Below are 16,364 nucleotides of genomic sequence, written 5' to 3' on the forward strand. Positions count from 1 at the left end.
GATTATTAAAGATATGTACACATTTTCAAATAAATTAAAGACATTTTCTTTCATACTAATGATTTTAGGAGCATTAGGTGTAGGGTATGGTTTTATGACATCTCATAAATCTTTTGAAGAAGTTGAAACCTTGCTTGCGGAAGAAGCTCACCATGGTGGCGGACATGCAGTAGAAAATACGCATACAAATACCAGTCATGATACTCATGCTTCTGAAAATTCACACGCAGCTGATGCTCATGGAGACGTAGACGAACATAAAGAACATATTGAGCATGTTCAGCATCAAATTGCTAACAGACCTTGGTCTGCATTATATGTAGCTGCATTTTTCTTCATGATGATAGGTTTAGGAATTTTGGCTTTTTATGCTATTCAAATAGCCTCTCAGGCAGGTTGGTCTCCGGTATTATTTAGAGTTATGGAGGCTATGTCGGCTTATGTTTTACCTGGAGCTCTAATTGTTTTGGCTATTGCTGTAGCCTCTGGTACTATTGGGCATTACAATTTATTTGTATGGATGGATCCTGAAGTAGTTGCACATGATAAATTAATCCAGGGCAAATCTGGCTGGTTAAATATAGGATGGTTTACAGTTAGAGGTTTAATCTTTATAGCAGGATGGAGCATTTATCGTCATTTTGCTCGTAAATTTTCTATTGCTCAAGACACAGCAGAAGATAATTCTAATTTTAAGAAATCATTTCGTATAGCTGCCGCATTTTTAGTATTCTTTATTTACACAGAATCTATGATGTCATGGGATTGGATTATGAGTGTAGATCCTCACTGGTTTTCTACATTATTTGGATGGTATGTATTTGCTAGTATGTTTGTAAGTGCTATAACTGTTTTAGCTTTAATTACTATCTACCTAAAATCTAGAAACTATTTAGAGTTTGTAAATGAAAATCACCTACATGATGTTGCTAAATTCATGTTTGCTTTTAGTATTTTCTGGACATACTTGTGGTTCTCGCAATTCATGTTAATTTGGTACTCAAATATACCAGAAGAGGTAACTTACTTTATTACACGTTTTAAAAGTTATCAATTACCATTCCTTGGTATGGTAGTAATGAACTTTGTATTCCCAATTTTAATGTTGATGAATGCAGATTACAAACGTATTCCTTGGTTTGTTGTTATGGCAGGTCTTGTAATATTAGGTGGTCATTATATTGATATTTTCAATATGATTATGCCTGCAACTGTTGGTGACAGATGGTTTATTGGTATTCCTGAAATTAGTGCTTTATTGTTTTTTGCAGGATTATTTATTTTAGTTGTATTTACAGCTTTAACAAAAGCACCATTACTTGTAAAAGGATATCCTTTTAGAAAAGAAAGTGAAGATTTTCATTATTAATTAAGATATAAATAACGACGGACGATAACGATGACTGCTTTATTAACAATTATAATTCTAGTATTTATTTCAGTTGCCATTTGGCAAATGGTAAAAATTTTCGATTTGGCTCAGGCTAAAAGCGATAATTCTCAGGTTGCTACCGATAAGGACAATACTTTAAATGCATATTTAATGATGGGCTTTTTAGCTTTTATTTACATCATTACAATCGTTTGTTTTGTTAAGTGGGGTGATTTACCATTAATGTCAAATTCTGCTTCAGAGCATGGACCTACCATCGATAATTTGATGATTATCTCTATGATTATCATTTTTATTACACAGACAATTACGCAATTCTTATTACATTATTTTGCCTTCAAATACAAAGGTGAAAAGGGTAAAAAGGCATTGTTTTTTGCAGATAATAATAAGTTAGAAGCTATTTGGACTATTATTCCAGTTATTGTTTTGGCTGGATTAATAATTTATGGTCTTAACACTTGGATTAACATCATGGGTGTAGATGAGAGTGATGACCCATTAGTGGTAGAATTGTATGCTCAACAGTTTAACTGGAAAGCTAGGTATGCTGGTGCAGATAATACATTAGGTAAAGCTAATGTTCGTTTAATTGACATTGATAGGGCTAATATTTTAGGTTTAGATGAAGCTGACCCTAATGCACAAGATGATATCATTACAACCGAATTACACTTACCTGTAGGTAAACCTGTGTTATTTAAAATGCGTTCGCAAGATGTTTTGCATTCGGCTTACATGCCACACTTTAGGGCTCAAATGAACTGTGTTCCAGGTATGATTACTCAATTTGGTTTTACGCCTACAAAGACGACTGCTGAAATGAGACAAACACCAGAAATAGTAGAGAAAGTAGCAAATATCAACAATATTAGAATTGAAAAATCTAAAAAGCTAATTGCGGAAGGCGGAGAAGCTTTAGATAGATATGAATTTGATTATTTGTTGTTATGTAATAAAATTTGTGGAAAATCTCATTACAACATGCAAATGAAAATTATTGTTGAAACACAGGAAGAATATGATGCTTGGTTAAAAGAGCAAAAAGAATTCAAGAACTCTCTAGTTAATTAATTATAAAAAAGATAAATACGCTATAAGATTATGTCAGCACACGAAGATACGCACGCTCACGACGCTCATGACGACCACGGACATCATCATAAAGAGACCTTTGTAACTAAATACATATTTAGTCAAGACCATAAAATGATTGCCAAACAGTATTTAATTACTGGTACAATCATGGGGGTTATTGGGGTTTTAATGTCTATGATGTTTCGTATGCAAATTGCATGGCCTGAAGAACCTAATGTGCTATTTGAAGCATTATTAGGGAAATGGGCACCTGAAGGTGTTATGGATGCAGATATTTATTTGGCATTAGTTACAATCCATGGTACTATCATGGTGTTTTTCGTATTAACTGCAGGTTTGAGTGGTACATTTAGTAACTTATTAATTCCATTACAAATTGGAGCAAGAGATATGGCTTCAGGTTTCTTGAATATGGTATCTTATTGGTTATTCTTTTTATCAAGTGTTATCATGATAATCTCTTTATTTGTTGAAGCAGGACCAGCAGCAGCAGGTTGGACAATATACCCGCCTTTAAGTGCGTTACCTATGGCACAAGGTGGTTCAGGTATGGGGATGACTTTATGGTTAGTAGCCATGGCGATATTCATTGCCTCTTCATTATTAGGTTCACTTAATTATGTTGTTACTGTTATTAACTTGCGTACTAAAGGAATGTCTATGACCAGATTACCATTAACAATTTGGGCATTCTTTGTAACTGCTATCATTGGTATTATTTCTTTCCCAGTATTATTATCTGCGGCGTTATTATTAATAATGGATAGAAGTTTTGGAACCTCTTTCTTTTTATCAGATATATTTATCCAAGGTGAAGTACTACATTATCAAGGAGGATCACCGGTGTTATTTGAGCATTTATTTTGGTTCCTAGGACACCCAGAAGTGTATATCGTTATTTTACCTGCAATGGGATTAGTTTCTGAAATTATGGCTTCTAATTCTCGTAAGCCAATTTTTGGTTATCGAGCTATGATTGCCTCTATTTTAGCTATTGCATTTTTATCCACAATAGTGTGGGGTCACCATATGTTTATTTCAGGTATGAACCCTTTCTTAGGTTCTGTATTTACCTTTACTACATTATTAATTGCAATTCCGTCGGCGGTAAAAGCATTCAACTGGATTACCACACTTTGGAAAGGTAATTTGCAAATGAATCCTGCTATGTTATTCTCAATCGGTTTTGTTTCAACATTCATAACTGGTGGGTTAACTGGTATTATTCTTGGAGATAGTGCTTTAGATATTAATGTTCATGATACATATTTTGTGGTTGCTCACTTCCATTTAGTAATGGGTATATCTGCTCTATATGGTATGTTTGCAGGTATTTACCATTGGTATCCAAAAATGTTTGGTCGTATGTTAAATAAAAACTTAGGCTATATTCACTTTTGGATTACTGCTGTTTGTGCTTATGGTGTGTTTTTCCCAATGCATTTTATAGGTATGGCAGGTTTACCACGTCGTTATTATACTAACAGTAACTTTCCATTATTTGATGATTTAGCAAACGTTAATGTTATTATTACCATTTTCGCTTTGATTGGTGGAGTGGTTCAAATAATTTATCTATACAATTTCTTTAGTAGTATTTTTTATGGAAAGAAAGCCACCCAAAATCCATGGGAGTCTACTACTCTTGAATGGACTACACCTGTAGAACATATTCATGGTAATTGGCCAGGAGAAATTCCTCATGTATATCGTTGGGCTTATGATTATAGCAAACCAGGACATGATGTGGATTTTGTTCCTCAAAACATTCCATTGAAAGAAGGCGAAGAGGAACTACAGCACTAAAATTAATTTTTAATTTACTTTAAAACCCATCTATTTAGATGGGTTTTTTCGTTATAGTGCTTTTTTTTACGACAAAATGTAAAATATTTGTTTAAAATCCGTTGAAATACAAAAAAATCAGTTAAATTGCACTGTTTTATAAAACGTAGGATTAATTTTGTTAATACGAATTAAGCTTAATAAGTTTTATATCAAGCTGTTAATAACCTGAATCTAATATTTCAATTATGATAACAAAACCTATGCTTAGGAAGTCGATTAATTTTGCCTCCTATATTTTTGTTTTTTTGTGGACATCATTTTCTGTTTTTGGTCAATGTCCTACTATTGCAGTTTCTAATCCACCTCCTATTTGTGATGCTTCAGGATTTACTTTTGCTGATTTAAATGCCTTTGCCACAAATAATGGTAATGGCATTGTATGGTATAGTAGTAGCACGGGTGGTTCTGCTTATCAACCATCTCAATTAGTAAAGGAAGGTACTTATTATGTTGATGATAGTTCAGGTAGCTGTGGTAGTAGATCATCCATAGTAATTAGTTTTGAAATTAAACCTTCTGGAAAAAACTTAACAGGAATTTATTGCTCCAAGGATAATGCTACAATACAGACGTATATTGATGACGTATTACAATCGGGAATACCTACAGGAGGTTATGTAAAGGTGTATTATGATTATAACTTAACAAATCAAGCCTCACCTAGTGATGCTATTGCATCTGGTGGTACCAATTATTATGTTGTTTTTGGTAATAGTGCTGGGTGTGAGAGTCAGCAAGAGAACGGCCCTGTTGGGGTTTTTATCTCTCCAGCAGATCCAACACCTGCAAGTGTGCAGGAGTTTTGTTCTAGCATAAATCCAGTTGTTGGGAATTTAGATCCAGGAACGACATCCTCGAGTTACAATTGGTATGCTAATGTAGATGCTTTGGGAAATCCCATACCTCCAGCTTTATCTGCATTAACATCCTTGGTCAATGGTAAAACGTATTATGTTCAAGTGGATGATATATTTTGCGAGAGTAATACGATACCAGTAACAGTAACTATTGATACGCCTGTTAATGCAGGAACACCCACAGTTTTACAATATTGTAGTGATAATTTACCTGCTGTCGATTTTAATTTATTTGATGAATTAGGAGGAGTTAAGGATATATCAGGAACCTGGTCAGGACCATTGGCAACTTATAATGGCTACCAAGGAACGGTAAATGTTTCTTCATTGACTGTAGCCGACGATTATGTTTTTACCTATACCGTACCAAGTACGGGAATTTGTCCCGATGGCGTTGCCACAGTAACTATTAGAGTTAATGAATCGTTAAGTTCTGGTACAGCTTTGGGGGCTGTTACGTTCTGTGATTCTACTGCTCCAACAGCATTTGATTTGTTCAGTTTATTGGAAAACGAAGACCCAAATGGACAATGGACTCAAGGACCCTCAAGTTCGGGAACAATTATAACCAGTCCAGTAGATTTATTTAGTTTAAGTGCGGGAACTTATAATTTTACCTATTCACAAAATGTAGCGCCTAATGCGTGTCCTTTACAAACTACAACGGTTCAGATAATTATATTGGAAGATCCTAATGCAGGTGAAGGAACTACTCGCGTGTTTTGTGAAAATGATTTGGTATCAAACTCTCCATTTGACTTAATTACTTCTTTAGATGGCTCTCAAGATAATGATAATGGTATCTGGACAGACGCTAATAACACAACGTTATCTAACCCTATAGATATTACTACTTTAACTGTTGAAGGAAGTCCTTATATATTTAATTATACTATAGATAATGGTACGTGTACAGATACAACTTCAAGTACTATAATAGTTGAACCTTCTCCGGAATCAGGAACAGTAAATGCTCCTGCAGTATTTTGTGAAGGTTCAGCACCTACAACTTATGACTTGTTTGAATTACTATCGGATGAAGATCAAACAGGGGTATGGTACTTAGGTAACGATAATTTAGGGTCAAGTGTTTCAAACCCGATAGATGTATCAGGATTAACTCCAGGAGATTATTATTATACATATGAAGTAAATGCCATCGGAAATTGTGAAGATGAATTAGTAACCGTAACAATAACCATCAACCCATTACCCAATACAGGTGTTGCTAATAATCCGCCACCATTTTGTGAAAATGATGCCGCTTTAAATAATTCGTCATTCGATTTATTTACCTTATTAACAGGAACCGTAGATTCAGGAGGACAATGGTATGAGGGCACAAATACATCTGGAGCCATGATTTCGAATGTTTTAGATTTAAATACGCTTACAAATATTCAAGTTTATAATTATACCTATAGTGTTACAGATTCTAATGGTTGTGAAAATAGTACAACCGTAAGTATTACGATTGAAGAAGCACCAAACGCAGGAACAACAACCAATCCAAATGCGTTTTGTATGTCTGATATAACACCAGGACAAACGCTAAATTTATTAGATTATTTAAGTGTAGATGCAGACGCTGGAGTATGGTTAGATAGTACACCTTCAAATCAATTATCTGGTAGTATTGTTACTTTAGATGGTTTAGCAGCTGGGAATTATACGTTTACATTTGATGTAAATGCCATAGGAAGTTGTGATGCGCCAGAACTGCCAACAGTTCAAATAACCATCAACCCATTACCCAATACAGGTGTTGCTAATAATCCGCCACCATTTTGTGAAAATGATGCCGCTTTAAATAATTCGTCATTCGATTTATTTACCTTATTAACAGGAACCGTAGATTCGGGAGGACAATGGTATGAGGGCATAAATACATCTGGAACCATGATTTCGAATATTATAGATTTAAATACGCTTACAAATATTCAAATTTATAATTATACCTATAGTGTTACAGATTCTAATGGTTGTGAAAATAGTACAACCGTAAGTATTACGATCGAAGAAGCACCAAACGCAGGAACAACAACCAATCCAAATGCGTTTTGTATGTCTGATATAACACCAGGACAAACGCTAAATTTATTAGATTATTTAAGTGCAGATGCAGACGCTGGAGTATGGTTAGATAGTACACCTTCAAATCAATTATCTGGTAGTATTGTTACTTTAGATGGTTTAGCAGCTGGGAATTATACCTTTACATTTGATGTAAATGCCATAGGAAATTGTGATGCGCCAGAACTGCCAACAGTTGAAATAACTATTAACCCGTTACCAAATACAGGAACTGCAACACCAGCTACATTTTGTGAAAATGAATTGGCAGCAAATTCTCCATTGATTTTGTCTGGTCTACTTACTGGTGCAGATTTAGGAGGTGTTTGGTCGGATGATAATTCAACAGGCGCTTTAAGTGGTGAAGAATTGACTTTAACTAATTTGGTGATTGGAACCTATAATTTCACTTACACTATTACCGATGCGAATGGCTGTATAAACAGTTCTACGGTAGTAGTAACCATTGAAGATGCTCCTGAATCAGGAACAGCAGTTTCACCTATGGAAGTATGTCTTGCTACAATTTCACCTGCACAAACTGTTGATTTATTTGATTTATTAGAAGGAGAAGATCAATTGGGTACTTGGAATGATGACGATGCTACAGGTGTATTGTCTGGAAATTTGGTAACTATTTCGGGTCTTTCTGTAGGTACATATAATTTCACCTATAATGTTGATGAAATAGGAAGTTGTGATGATGAATTGGTAACCGTAACTATCGTCATTAATGATACAGCTGCACCATTAGCTACTGCAATTCAAGAATTTTGCGATTCAGCAAACATTTCAAATTTAATAGCATCAGGAAACGATATTAAGTGGTACGACGAAGCTACAGGAGGTTCTGCATTAGCTGCAGAAGTAGCTTTGGTTGACGGTGAAACTTATTATGCAACACAAACTGATGCAACAACAGGCTGTGAGTCTTCAGTTAGAACATTGGTAACTGCTGTAATTTATAAATCACCAGTTTCCGGTGTTGCAAGTCCGATATCAGTTTGTAATTCAAATATGGCTGTAGATTTATTTACTGCACTAGATGGTTCACAAGATACAGGAGGAGTGTGGCAAGATACAGATAGTACGGGAGCGCTAACGGGAAGTAATTTTGATGCTACAGCAGTAGCTACAGGAATTTATCAATTTACCTATGTGGTAACAGCTTCCGCTCCTTGTATTGATGCAAGTACTTTAATAACAGTTACGGTAGAGCCACCTTTAAGTGCTGGTACAGGAACTATTTTAGAGGTGTGTAGTAATAGTGGAACAACAGACTTATTTGCATTATTAGTTGGTGCTGATGCGGGAGGAACCTGGTTGCCAGCTTTGGCTAGTGGTACTGGTGTTTTTGATCCATTAGTGGATGCTTCTACAAAATATGTTTATACTGTAATTAACGCCTGTGGGATTGATGCAAGCGAAGTTGATGTTACAGTAACCTTAGCACCAAATGCAGGAGTAGATAACGCAATTAGCATTTGTAGAATTGATGGACAAATAGATTTGTTTGAATTATTGGGAACTTCTGCTCAAAGCGGTGGTACTTGGTCACCATTATTAACAAGTGGTACAAATATTTTCGATCCGAATTCTGATGCTTCAGGAGTTTATAGATATACAGTTGCGGCAACAGCACCTTGTTCACCAGATGCTTTTGCTGATATCACAGTTACTATAAATGATTCACCTCAAATAGTTGTACTTGATGATAATCCGGAATTTTGTAAAGTTGATGAACCAACGGTTGCCGATTTATCAATTAGCATTCGTCCAACAGGAACGGTAATATGGTATGCTGATGCCGATTTAACAACACCAGTAAACCTAACAGATGATTTAGTAAGCGGAGCCGATTATTTTGCAACGCAAACAACAAGTTCTGGATGTGAATCTTCACAAAGTGTAAAAATTACCCCGACCGTAAATGATACTTCCACACCTACCTTGGTAGATTCGTTCCAGGAGTATTGCATAAACGATCATCCAACAATAGCAACTCTAACCGATAATATCGCAGAGAAAAACACGACATCTAGTAATATTAAATGGTATGATGATGCTGCGAATGGAAGTGAAATAAGTAGTTCAACCGAGCTTACAAATTTAACCACGTATTACGCTGCAATAATAGATGAAACAACGGGGTGTGAAAGCAGTGTACGTTTAGCCGTAACACCAGATTTAACATCGTGTGGATTATTAGTGATTCCGGACGGCTTTTCACCTAACGGCGATGGCGTTAACGATACCTTTTATGTGGATAATTTAAATATACTTTATCCAAATTTCGAAATGGAAATTTACAATCGCTATGGAAATATTGTGTATAAAGGCAACGCATCATCACCACAATTTGATGGTAAATCAAATCAATCAAGATCCGTTGGAAGTGGCGACCTGCCTGTTGGAGTCTATTTTTATATTTTCAATTTTAACGATGGTTCAACGAAACCAAAACAAGGACGATTATACTTAAGCAGATAGTTTTATAGAACTCAAAATTTAAAAAATCATGAAACATTTAAATAGATATCATAAAATAGCTGCTTTAGTAAGTATCATACTAATGTCGCTACAAAGTTTCGCGCAGCAAGACCCTCAATTTACACAGTATATGTATAATATGAGTGTTATAAACCCGGCATATGCTACCTCCGAGCAGGCGATTTTAAACCTAGGAGGTTTGTATAGAACGCAGTGGGTAGGAATGGAGGGCGCACCCAAAACAGGGACCTTTTTTGCGCATACACCAATTAATGAAAAAATAGAAGTTGGTATTTCGTTTACTAACGATAATATTGGGGATATTGTTCAGGAAAACAATATTTATGCCGATTTTGCATACGTGTTACCAATGGGATTAGATCGCGGTAAATTATCATTAGGTATTAAAGCTGGATTCACACTTTTCGATACCAATTTTGATGGCTTTGTTTTACAGTCACAAAATGAAGATGTAGCTTTTAACGAAAATATAAACAAAGCGTTTCCAAATTTAGGTATTGGAGCGTTTTACTTTACCGATACGTATTACATCGGTTTATCGGCACCAAATATGTTAAACACAAAGCATCTGGAGACCGAAAACGGTGTAAAAGCTACAGGAGTTCAAAGCATTCATTATTATTTAACTGGTGGCTATGTGTTTGATATTAACCAAAATCTGAAACTGAAACCTGCATTTATGGCAAAATCTGTTAGTGGCGCACCGCTTGCTCTTGATATTACTGCCAATGTATTAATTAATGAAAAATTAGAAGCTGGTTTAGGTTACCGTTTAGACGACGCCATAAGTGGATTGGTAGGTTTTCAAATTTCACCAGAACTTAAAATTGGCTATGCGTACGATTTCACAACGAATAACTTAGGAAGTTACAATTCGGGCTCGCATGAACTATTTGTATTATTCAATGTAGATTTATTCAGATTTAAGGGTGGTTACGATCGTTCACCTAGATTCTTCTAACCAAAAATGATTCCAATTATGAAAAAACATACATACATACTTGCAAGCCTTTTATTAGTTGGTGGAATAGCACTAGCTCAAAAAAGTAATTTAAAACGCGCCAACAAACTTTTTGAAATGCGAGCTTATATTGAAGCAGCCGAATTATACGAAACCAAAGAACGTAACCAAGAAGTGCTTCAAAATTTAGCTGATAGTTATTATTACAATGCAAATCTTCAAAAAGCCATTAAGGCGTATCGGGAGCTTTTTGTTAGCTATGGCGATTCAATCGACATTGAGTTTCATTTCAGATTTGCACAAGCTTTAAAAGGTGTTAAAGATTATAAGGAAGCTGATGTGCATTTAAGTAGATATTACAATCAACGCATCAATACACCAGCTTTTATTGAGTTAACGGAAAAAACAACACCTCATACATTTAAGTTAAAACAAATAGCGAATGAAATTGGAACAAACAGTGATTTTGGATTGTCTTTTTATGGCGATGATAAAGTAGCTTTTGCTTCAACCAGAAATACCGATAATCCATCATATTCTTGGAATAATTTACCGTATTTAGATTTGTATTCAGGAACTCTTTCTGCAGAGGGTAAATTGGAAAATGTAACACCTTTTTCAGATGAAATCAATACAGATTCTCATGAAAGTAATGCCGTTTTCAGTAAAGATGGTAAAACAATGTATTTTAACAGAACGAATAACACACGTGCAAAAACAGAAGAAGAACGTATTGCACATGTGCAAATATTTAAAGCAGATTTGGTTGATGGTAATTGGACTAATGTTACAGAATTGCCGTTTAATTCTACAAAATATAGTTGTGAACACCCGTCAATAAGTAAAGATGGGAAAACCCTCTATTTTGCTAGTGATATGCCTGGTACTATTGGAAGTTTTGATATTTACAAAGTGGCAATTAATGAAGATGGTACTTATGGAACACCAGAGAATTTAGGTGCCAATGTAAATACGAAACACCGAGAGCAGTTTCCTTACATTAGTGATTTGGATGTGTTGTATTTTGCATCCGACGGTCATTTGGGATTCGGAGGTTTGGATGTTTTTAGAAGTAATTTAGTAAATGGAATCTTTGATAAACCTGTAAATCTTGGAAGCTCAATTAATAGCAGCTTGGATGATTTTGCTTACACTATAAGAGAAAAAGATAATCAAGGATTTGTGTCTTCAAATCGTGGAGGATTCGATAGATTGTTTGGGTTTGGTAGAGAAGAAAATATTTTAACTAAATATTTGGTAGAAGGTGTTGTGCAAGATAAAAATAGTAAAGACTTACTTGCAGGATCTTTAGTTACCTTGTTTGATGAAGCAGGAAACGTACTTCAAGATTCTATTGTAGGAGCAAAGGCAGATTATTTATTCAAAATAGAACCAAATAAAAAATATAAGATTAGAGGAACTCGAAAAGCTTATATACCTCAGGATGTAGAGTTTTCAACAGATAGCAAAGGCAAAATTCAGCATAATATCTATTTAACTTTAGAATCGTTTGATGATGCTGAAGAACGCGTAAAACAAAACGAAAAAGGCGATGTACAAGTGGAATTGGATAAAATTTATTTCGACTTTAATAGATCTAAAATTCGAAAAGACGCTGCAGTTACCTTAGATGTCTTGGTAGATTTAATGAAGAAATATCCATCAATGGAAATAGAGGTGTCCGCACATACTGATGTTAGAGGTAAGGATCAATATAATTTAGACTTATCTAAACGCCGTGCTGCTTCAACTCTAGAGTATTTAGTAAGTAAAGGAATAGACAGAAGCCGTTTAAAAAGTATTGGTTATGGTGAAATGCAGCCAATTAATAAATGTGTAAAGGTAGGAATTTGTACGAAAGAAGAATATGAAGAAAATCGTCGTTGTGAATTCACGATTTTAAATTAATTTATCACCCTTAGCCTAGTCTAAAGACAGCAATTAATTATCAAGACCTTTGTAGTGAAATAGCCATTACAAAGGTCTTTTTCTTTATATTTGTCATTCCTGTGAAATCAAAGATTTACGAATGCCTTAATTTAAAAAGCATTTTTTTGATGGAAGCAGGAATCCACTTTGAAACGAATTATCACCCTGAGCGCAGACCAAAGGTCTTTAAATATGAACGAAAATCTAGACCCTACAAACCAAAATTTCTCACCCGAAGAACTTGATGTTGAAAAAAAGTTAAGACCTTTAGCTTTTGATGATTTTACAGGGCAAGACCAAGTGTTGGAAAATCTTCAAATTTTTGTTCAGGCAGCCAATTTTCGTAATGAAGCCTTAGATCACACTTTGTTTCACGGACCACCCGGACTTGGAAAAACAACCTTGGCTCATATTCTTGCTAACGAATTAAATGTAGGCATAAAAATAACTTCAGGTCCCGTTTTAGATAAGCCAGGAGACTTGGCAGGTTTGTTAACAAATTTGGACGAACGCGATGTGTTGTTTATTGATGAAATCCATCGATTGAGCCCTATTGTAGAGGAATATTTGTACTCTGCCATGGAGGATTATAAAATTGATATTATGATAGAGTCTGGACCCAATGCTAGAACTGTTCAAATTAATTTAAATCCATTCACATTAGTTGGAGCAACCACTCGCTCTGGATTGTTAACTGCGCCCATGCGTGCACGTTTTGGAATTCAAAGCAGATTACAATATTATAATACAGAACTTTTAACAACCATTGTTCAACGAAGTGCTACTATTTTAAACGTGCCAATTTCCATGGAAGCAGCCGTAGAAATAGCTGGTAGAAGTAGAGGAACACCACGTATTGCAAACGCTTTATTGCGTCGTGTTCGCGATTTTGCTCAAATAAAAGGTAACGGAAAAATTGATATAAAAATTTCGAAATATGCCTTAGAGGCATTGAATGTGGATGCCTTTGGTTTGGATGAAATGGATAATAAAATCTTAACTACCATCATCGAAAAATTTAAAGGCGGACCTGTTGGAATTTCTACTTTGGCAACTGCAGTAAGCGAAAGTGCCGAGACCATTGAGGAAGTTTACGAACCTTTCTTAATCCAGCAAGGGTTTATTATGAGAACCCCTCGCGGTAGAGAGGTAACAGAACTTGCCTATAAACACTTAGGCAAAATAAGAGGAAATATTCAAGGCGGTTTGTTTTAAATTTTGTTTAAAACCTAATGTGAGGCTGTGCGCTAATCAAGCCATAATATGAACAATAAGTCGAATTACTCTCAAAAAATAAAAGAAGAGGCCAAACGCCTCGGTTTTTTATCATGTGGAATCAGTAAAGCGGCATTTTTAGAAGCAGAAGCGCCTCGACTGGAAAATTATCTAAACAAAAACATGCATGGCGAAATGCGATACATGGAAAATCATTTTGATAAGCGTTTAGATCCAACAAAACTGGTTGAAGGCTCAAAATCGGTTGTTTCATTACTATTAAATTATTATCCGGAAAAGACTCAAACACAGAATAGCTTTAAGCTATCCAAATACGCATATGGAACGGATTATCATTTCGTAATAAAAGATAAATTGAAATCCCTTTTACAATTTATTCAAGATGAAATTGGCGAAGTTCATGGACGTGCTTTTGTAGATTCTGCACCGGTTTTAGACAAAGCCTGGGCGGCAAAATCTGGTTTAGGTTGGATAGGGAAAAATAGCAACTTATTAACTCAGCAAGTTGGGTCTTTCTATTTTATTGCCGAATTAATTATTGATTTAGATTTAGAATATGATTCGGTTACAACCGACCATTGTGGTACTTGCACCAAATGTATTGATGCCTGCCCAACGCAAGCCATCACTGAACCTTATGTGGTTGATGGTAGTAAATGTATTTCTTATTTCACTATAGAACTAAAGGAAAGCATTCCAATAGAATACAAAGGTAAGTTTGATGACTGGATGTTTGGTTGCGATATATGTCAAGATGTTTGTCCTTGGAATCGGTTTTCAAAACCACATAACGAGCCACTTTTTAATCCGCATCCAGAATTATTAGCTATGTCTAAACAAGATTGGAATGAGATTACCGATGATGTTTTTAAAAAGTTATTCAAAGGTTCTGCTGTAAATCGCACTAAATTTTCCGGTTTAAAAAGGAATATCGATTTTTTAAAATAATCATATACTGGAAACTACTTATTAAAAGAAAATCCAAACATATAAGCAAATTGACTCAAGCAGACGTGTATTCTTTAAGTGGTTTAGGAAGTTTATTACAGGTTAAAAATAAAAATGCCATTATCGGTTTATGTTGGTGAAAATTAAATTAAATTATTTATTTTAACGAGAATAAACCAAATTGAATGATAGAGCCTGAAGTACCTGAGAATGAAAATGAAAGAATTAAAAGTTTACAATCCTATTCAATATTAGATACCCTACCCGAAATAGATTATGACAATTTAACCACTATAGCTGCTGAAATATGCGGCACACCAATTTCTCTTGTTAGCCTTATTGATGATAAACGTCAATGGTTTAAATCGCACCATGGTTTAGATGCTACCGAAACCCCAAAAGAATATGCGTTTTGTGCACATGCTATTAATCAGCCAAAGGAAGTGTTTGTAGTTCAAGATTCTCGGTTAGATAAAAGGTTTTTTGATAATCCACTGGTAACAAGTGACCCACGTGTTATTTTTTATGCGGGTGTTCCTTTGGTAAATAAAGAAGGCTTTTCTTTGGGTACTTTGTGCGTAATAGATCACAAACCTAATTCCCTTACTCAAAGTCAGATTCAATCGTTAACAGCACTAACAAATCAAGTAATGAATTTGTTAGAATTACGAAAAAACAAATTACTGTTGGAGCGTAATTTAATAGAGTTAGAAGAGAAGAATGAGGAATTAGAACGATTCGCTTTCATAGCCGCCCACGATTTAAAATCACCTCTATTAAATATATCTAGTTTAACTCAGCTATTTTTAAATGAATATGGCGAAAATGTAGATAAGGAAGGCGAAGAAATGTTGAAGTTAATCATTAATTCCTCCGATAGTCTTGCTAACTTAATAGATGGATTACTGCGTTACAGCAGAAGTGAAAGTGTTTTAAAAGAAAGAAAAACCGAAATTAATTTAATAGAATTAAAAAATGAAATAGCAGGTTTGTTTAGCTTTGAATATGCTTGTAATATAACGTTAACAACATCATTAAATAGTATTTTTCTTAACAAGACCGCAATCACCCAAATTTTGATTAATCTCATTACCAATGCCATAAAATATAATGACAAAGAATTAGTAGAAGTTCAGATTGGAGTTTTTGAAACTAATTCCCATTATGAGTTTTACGTAAAAGATAATGGGCCAGGAATAGCAGGAAAATTTCAAGAAAAGATATTCAATATTTTTGAAAAAATTGACATAACGGATAAATTCGGACGTGCGGGTAATGGAATTGGATTGGCAACTGTGAAGAAAATGGTTAAAAAATTAGGTGGCTCAATTTATGTAGAATCTACATTAGGTAAGGGAACAAAATTTATTTTTACTCTAGAAAAATAAATTTGTATTTTAAGTTTCTATAGTGTCATATTATCTCAATTTTTAAAATATTAGTAGTTTCAAAAAAAGATTGGAAACTTCCTTAGAAATATAGGAGTTTCCAGAAAAAGAATAGTGTTTAC

The 16,364-nt window shown here is 34.7% G+C and carries 9 protein-coding genes; all 9 read left to right on the plus strand.

Annotation, left to right across the window (positions count from 1 at the left end):
• Positions 1 to 13 precede the first annotated feature (13 nt).
• The 9 genes from ABYI63_RS04000 (at position 14) to ABYI63_RS04040 (ending at position 16,242) form a co-directional block, all read left to right on the plus strand.
• A complete protein-coding gene (locus ABYI63_RS04000) occupies positions 14 to 1,369 on the plus strand; it encodes a quinol:cytochrome C oxidoreductase (protein ID WP_372753684.1) in 1,356 nt (451 codons plus the stop codon).
• Positions 1,370 to 1,399: 30 nt separating this feature from the next.
• Complete coding sequence (locus ABYI63_RS04005) at positions 1,400 to 2,467, plus strand: cytochrome c oxidase subunit II (protein WP_372753686.1); 1,068 nt, start codon at positions 1,400 to 1,402, stop codon at positions 2,465 to 2,467.
• A gap of 30 nt (positions 2,468 to 2,497) precedes the next feature.
• Positions 2,498 to 4,297, plus strand: a complete 1,800-nt coding sequence (locus ABYI63_RS04010) for a cbb3-type cytochrome c oxidase subunit I (protein ID WP_372753688.1) — start codon at positions 2,498 to 2,500, stop codon at positions 4,295 to 4,297.
• Between the two features lie 227 nt (positions 4,298 to 4,524).
• Positions 4,525 to 9,759 (plus strand): gliding motility-associated C-terminal domain-containing protein, encoded by a 5,235-nt coding sequence (locus ABYI63_RS04015; protein ID WP_372753690.1) that lies wholly within the window; start codon positions 4,525 to 4,527, stop codon positions 9,757 to 9,759.
• 28 nt (positions 9,760 to 9,787) lie between these two features.
• Positions 9,788 to 10,741 carry a type IX secretion system membrane protein PorP/SprF gene (locus ABYI63_RS04020; RefSeq protein ID WP_372753692.1) on the plus strand — a complete coding sequence of 318 codons (954 nt, stop codon included), beginning with the start codon at positions 9,788 to 9,790 and terminating at the stop codon, positions 10,739 to 10,741.
• 18 nt (positions 10,742 to 10,759) lie between these two features.
• Positions 10,760 to 12,649 carry an OmpA family protein gene (locus ABYI63_RS04025; RefSeq protein ID WP_372753694.1) on the plus strand — a complete coding sequence of 630 codons (1,890 nt, stop codon included), beginning with the start codon at positions 10,760 to 10,762 and terminating at the stop codon, positions 12,647 to 12,649.
• 213 nt (positions 12,650 to 12,862) lie between these two features.
• Complete coding sequence (gene ruvB, locus ABYI63_RS04030) at positions 12,863 to 13,885, plus strand: Holliday junction branch migration DNA helicase RuvB (RefSeq protein WP_372753697.1); 1,023 nt, start codon at positions 12,863 to 12,865, stop codon at positions 13,883 to 13,885.
• A gap of 48 nt (positions 13,886 to 13,933) precedes the next feature.
• Entirely contained in the window at positions 13,934 to 14,854 is a 921-nt protein-coding gene (gene queG, locus ABYI63_RS04035; RefSeq protein ID WP_372753699.1) for a tRNA epoxyqueuosine(34) reductase QueG, read from the plus strand.
• 185 nt (positions 14,855 to 15,039) lie between these two features.
• Positions 15,040 to 16,242 carry an ATP-binding protein gene (locus ABYI63_RS04040; protein ID WP_372753701.1) on the plus strand — a complete coding sequence of 401 codons (1,203 nt, stop codon included), beginning with the start codon at positions 15,040 to 15,042 and terminating at the stop codon, positions 16,240 to 16,242.
• The last annotated feature ends 122 nt before the right edge of the window (positions 16,243 to 16,364 follow it).

It is taken from the genome of Mariniflexile sp. (assembly GCF_041583155.1).
Lineage (GTDB): Bacteria > Bacteroidota > Bacteroidia > Flavobacteriales > Flavobacteriaceae > Mariniflexile.

Coding starts and splice junctions, on each gene's coding strand:
- ABYI63_RS04000 (WP_372753684.1), top strand. CDS start 14: ATGTACACATTTTCAAATAAATTAAAGACATTTTCTTTCATACTAATG.
- ABYI63_RS04005 (WP_372753686.1), top strand. CDS start 1,400: ATGACTGCTTTATTAACAATTATAATTCTAGTATTTATTTCAGTTGCC.
- ABYI63_RS04010 (WP_372753688.1), top strand. CDS start 2,498: ATGTCAGCACACGAAGATACGCACGCTCACGACGCTCATGACGACCAC.
- ABYI63_RS04015 (WP_372753690.1), top strand. CDS start 4,525: ATGATAACAAAACCTATGCTTAGGAAGTCGATTAATTTTGCCTCCTAT.
- ABYI63_RS04020 (WP_372753692.1), top strand. CDS start 9,788: ATGAAACATTTAAATAGATATCATAAAATAGCTGCTTTAGTAAGTATC.
- ABYI63_RS04025 (WP_372753694.1), top strand. CDS start 10,760: ATGAAAAAACATACATACATACTTGCAAGCCTTTTATTAGTTGGTGGA.
- ruvB (WP_372753697.1), top strand. CDS start 12,863: ATGAACGAAAATCTAGACCCTACAAACCAAAATTTCTCACCCGAAGAA.
- queG (WP_372753699.1), top strand. CDS start 13,934: ATGAACAATAAGTCGAATTACTCTCAAAAAATAAAAGAAGAGGCCAAA.
- ABYI63_RS04040 (WP_372753701.1), top strand. CDS start 15,040: ATGATAGAGCCTGAAGTACCTGAGAATGAAAATGAAAGAATTAAAAGT.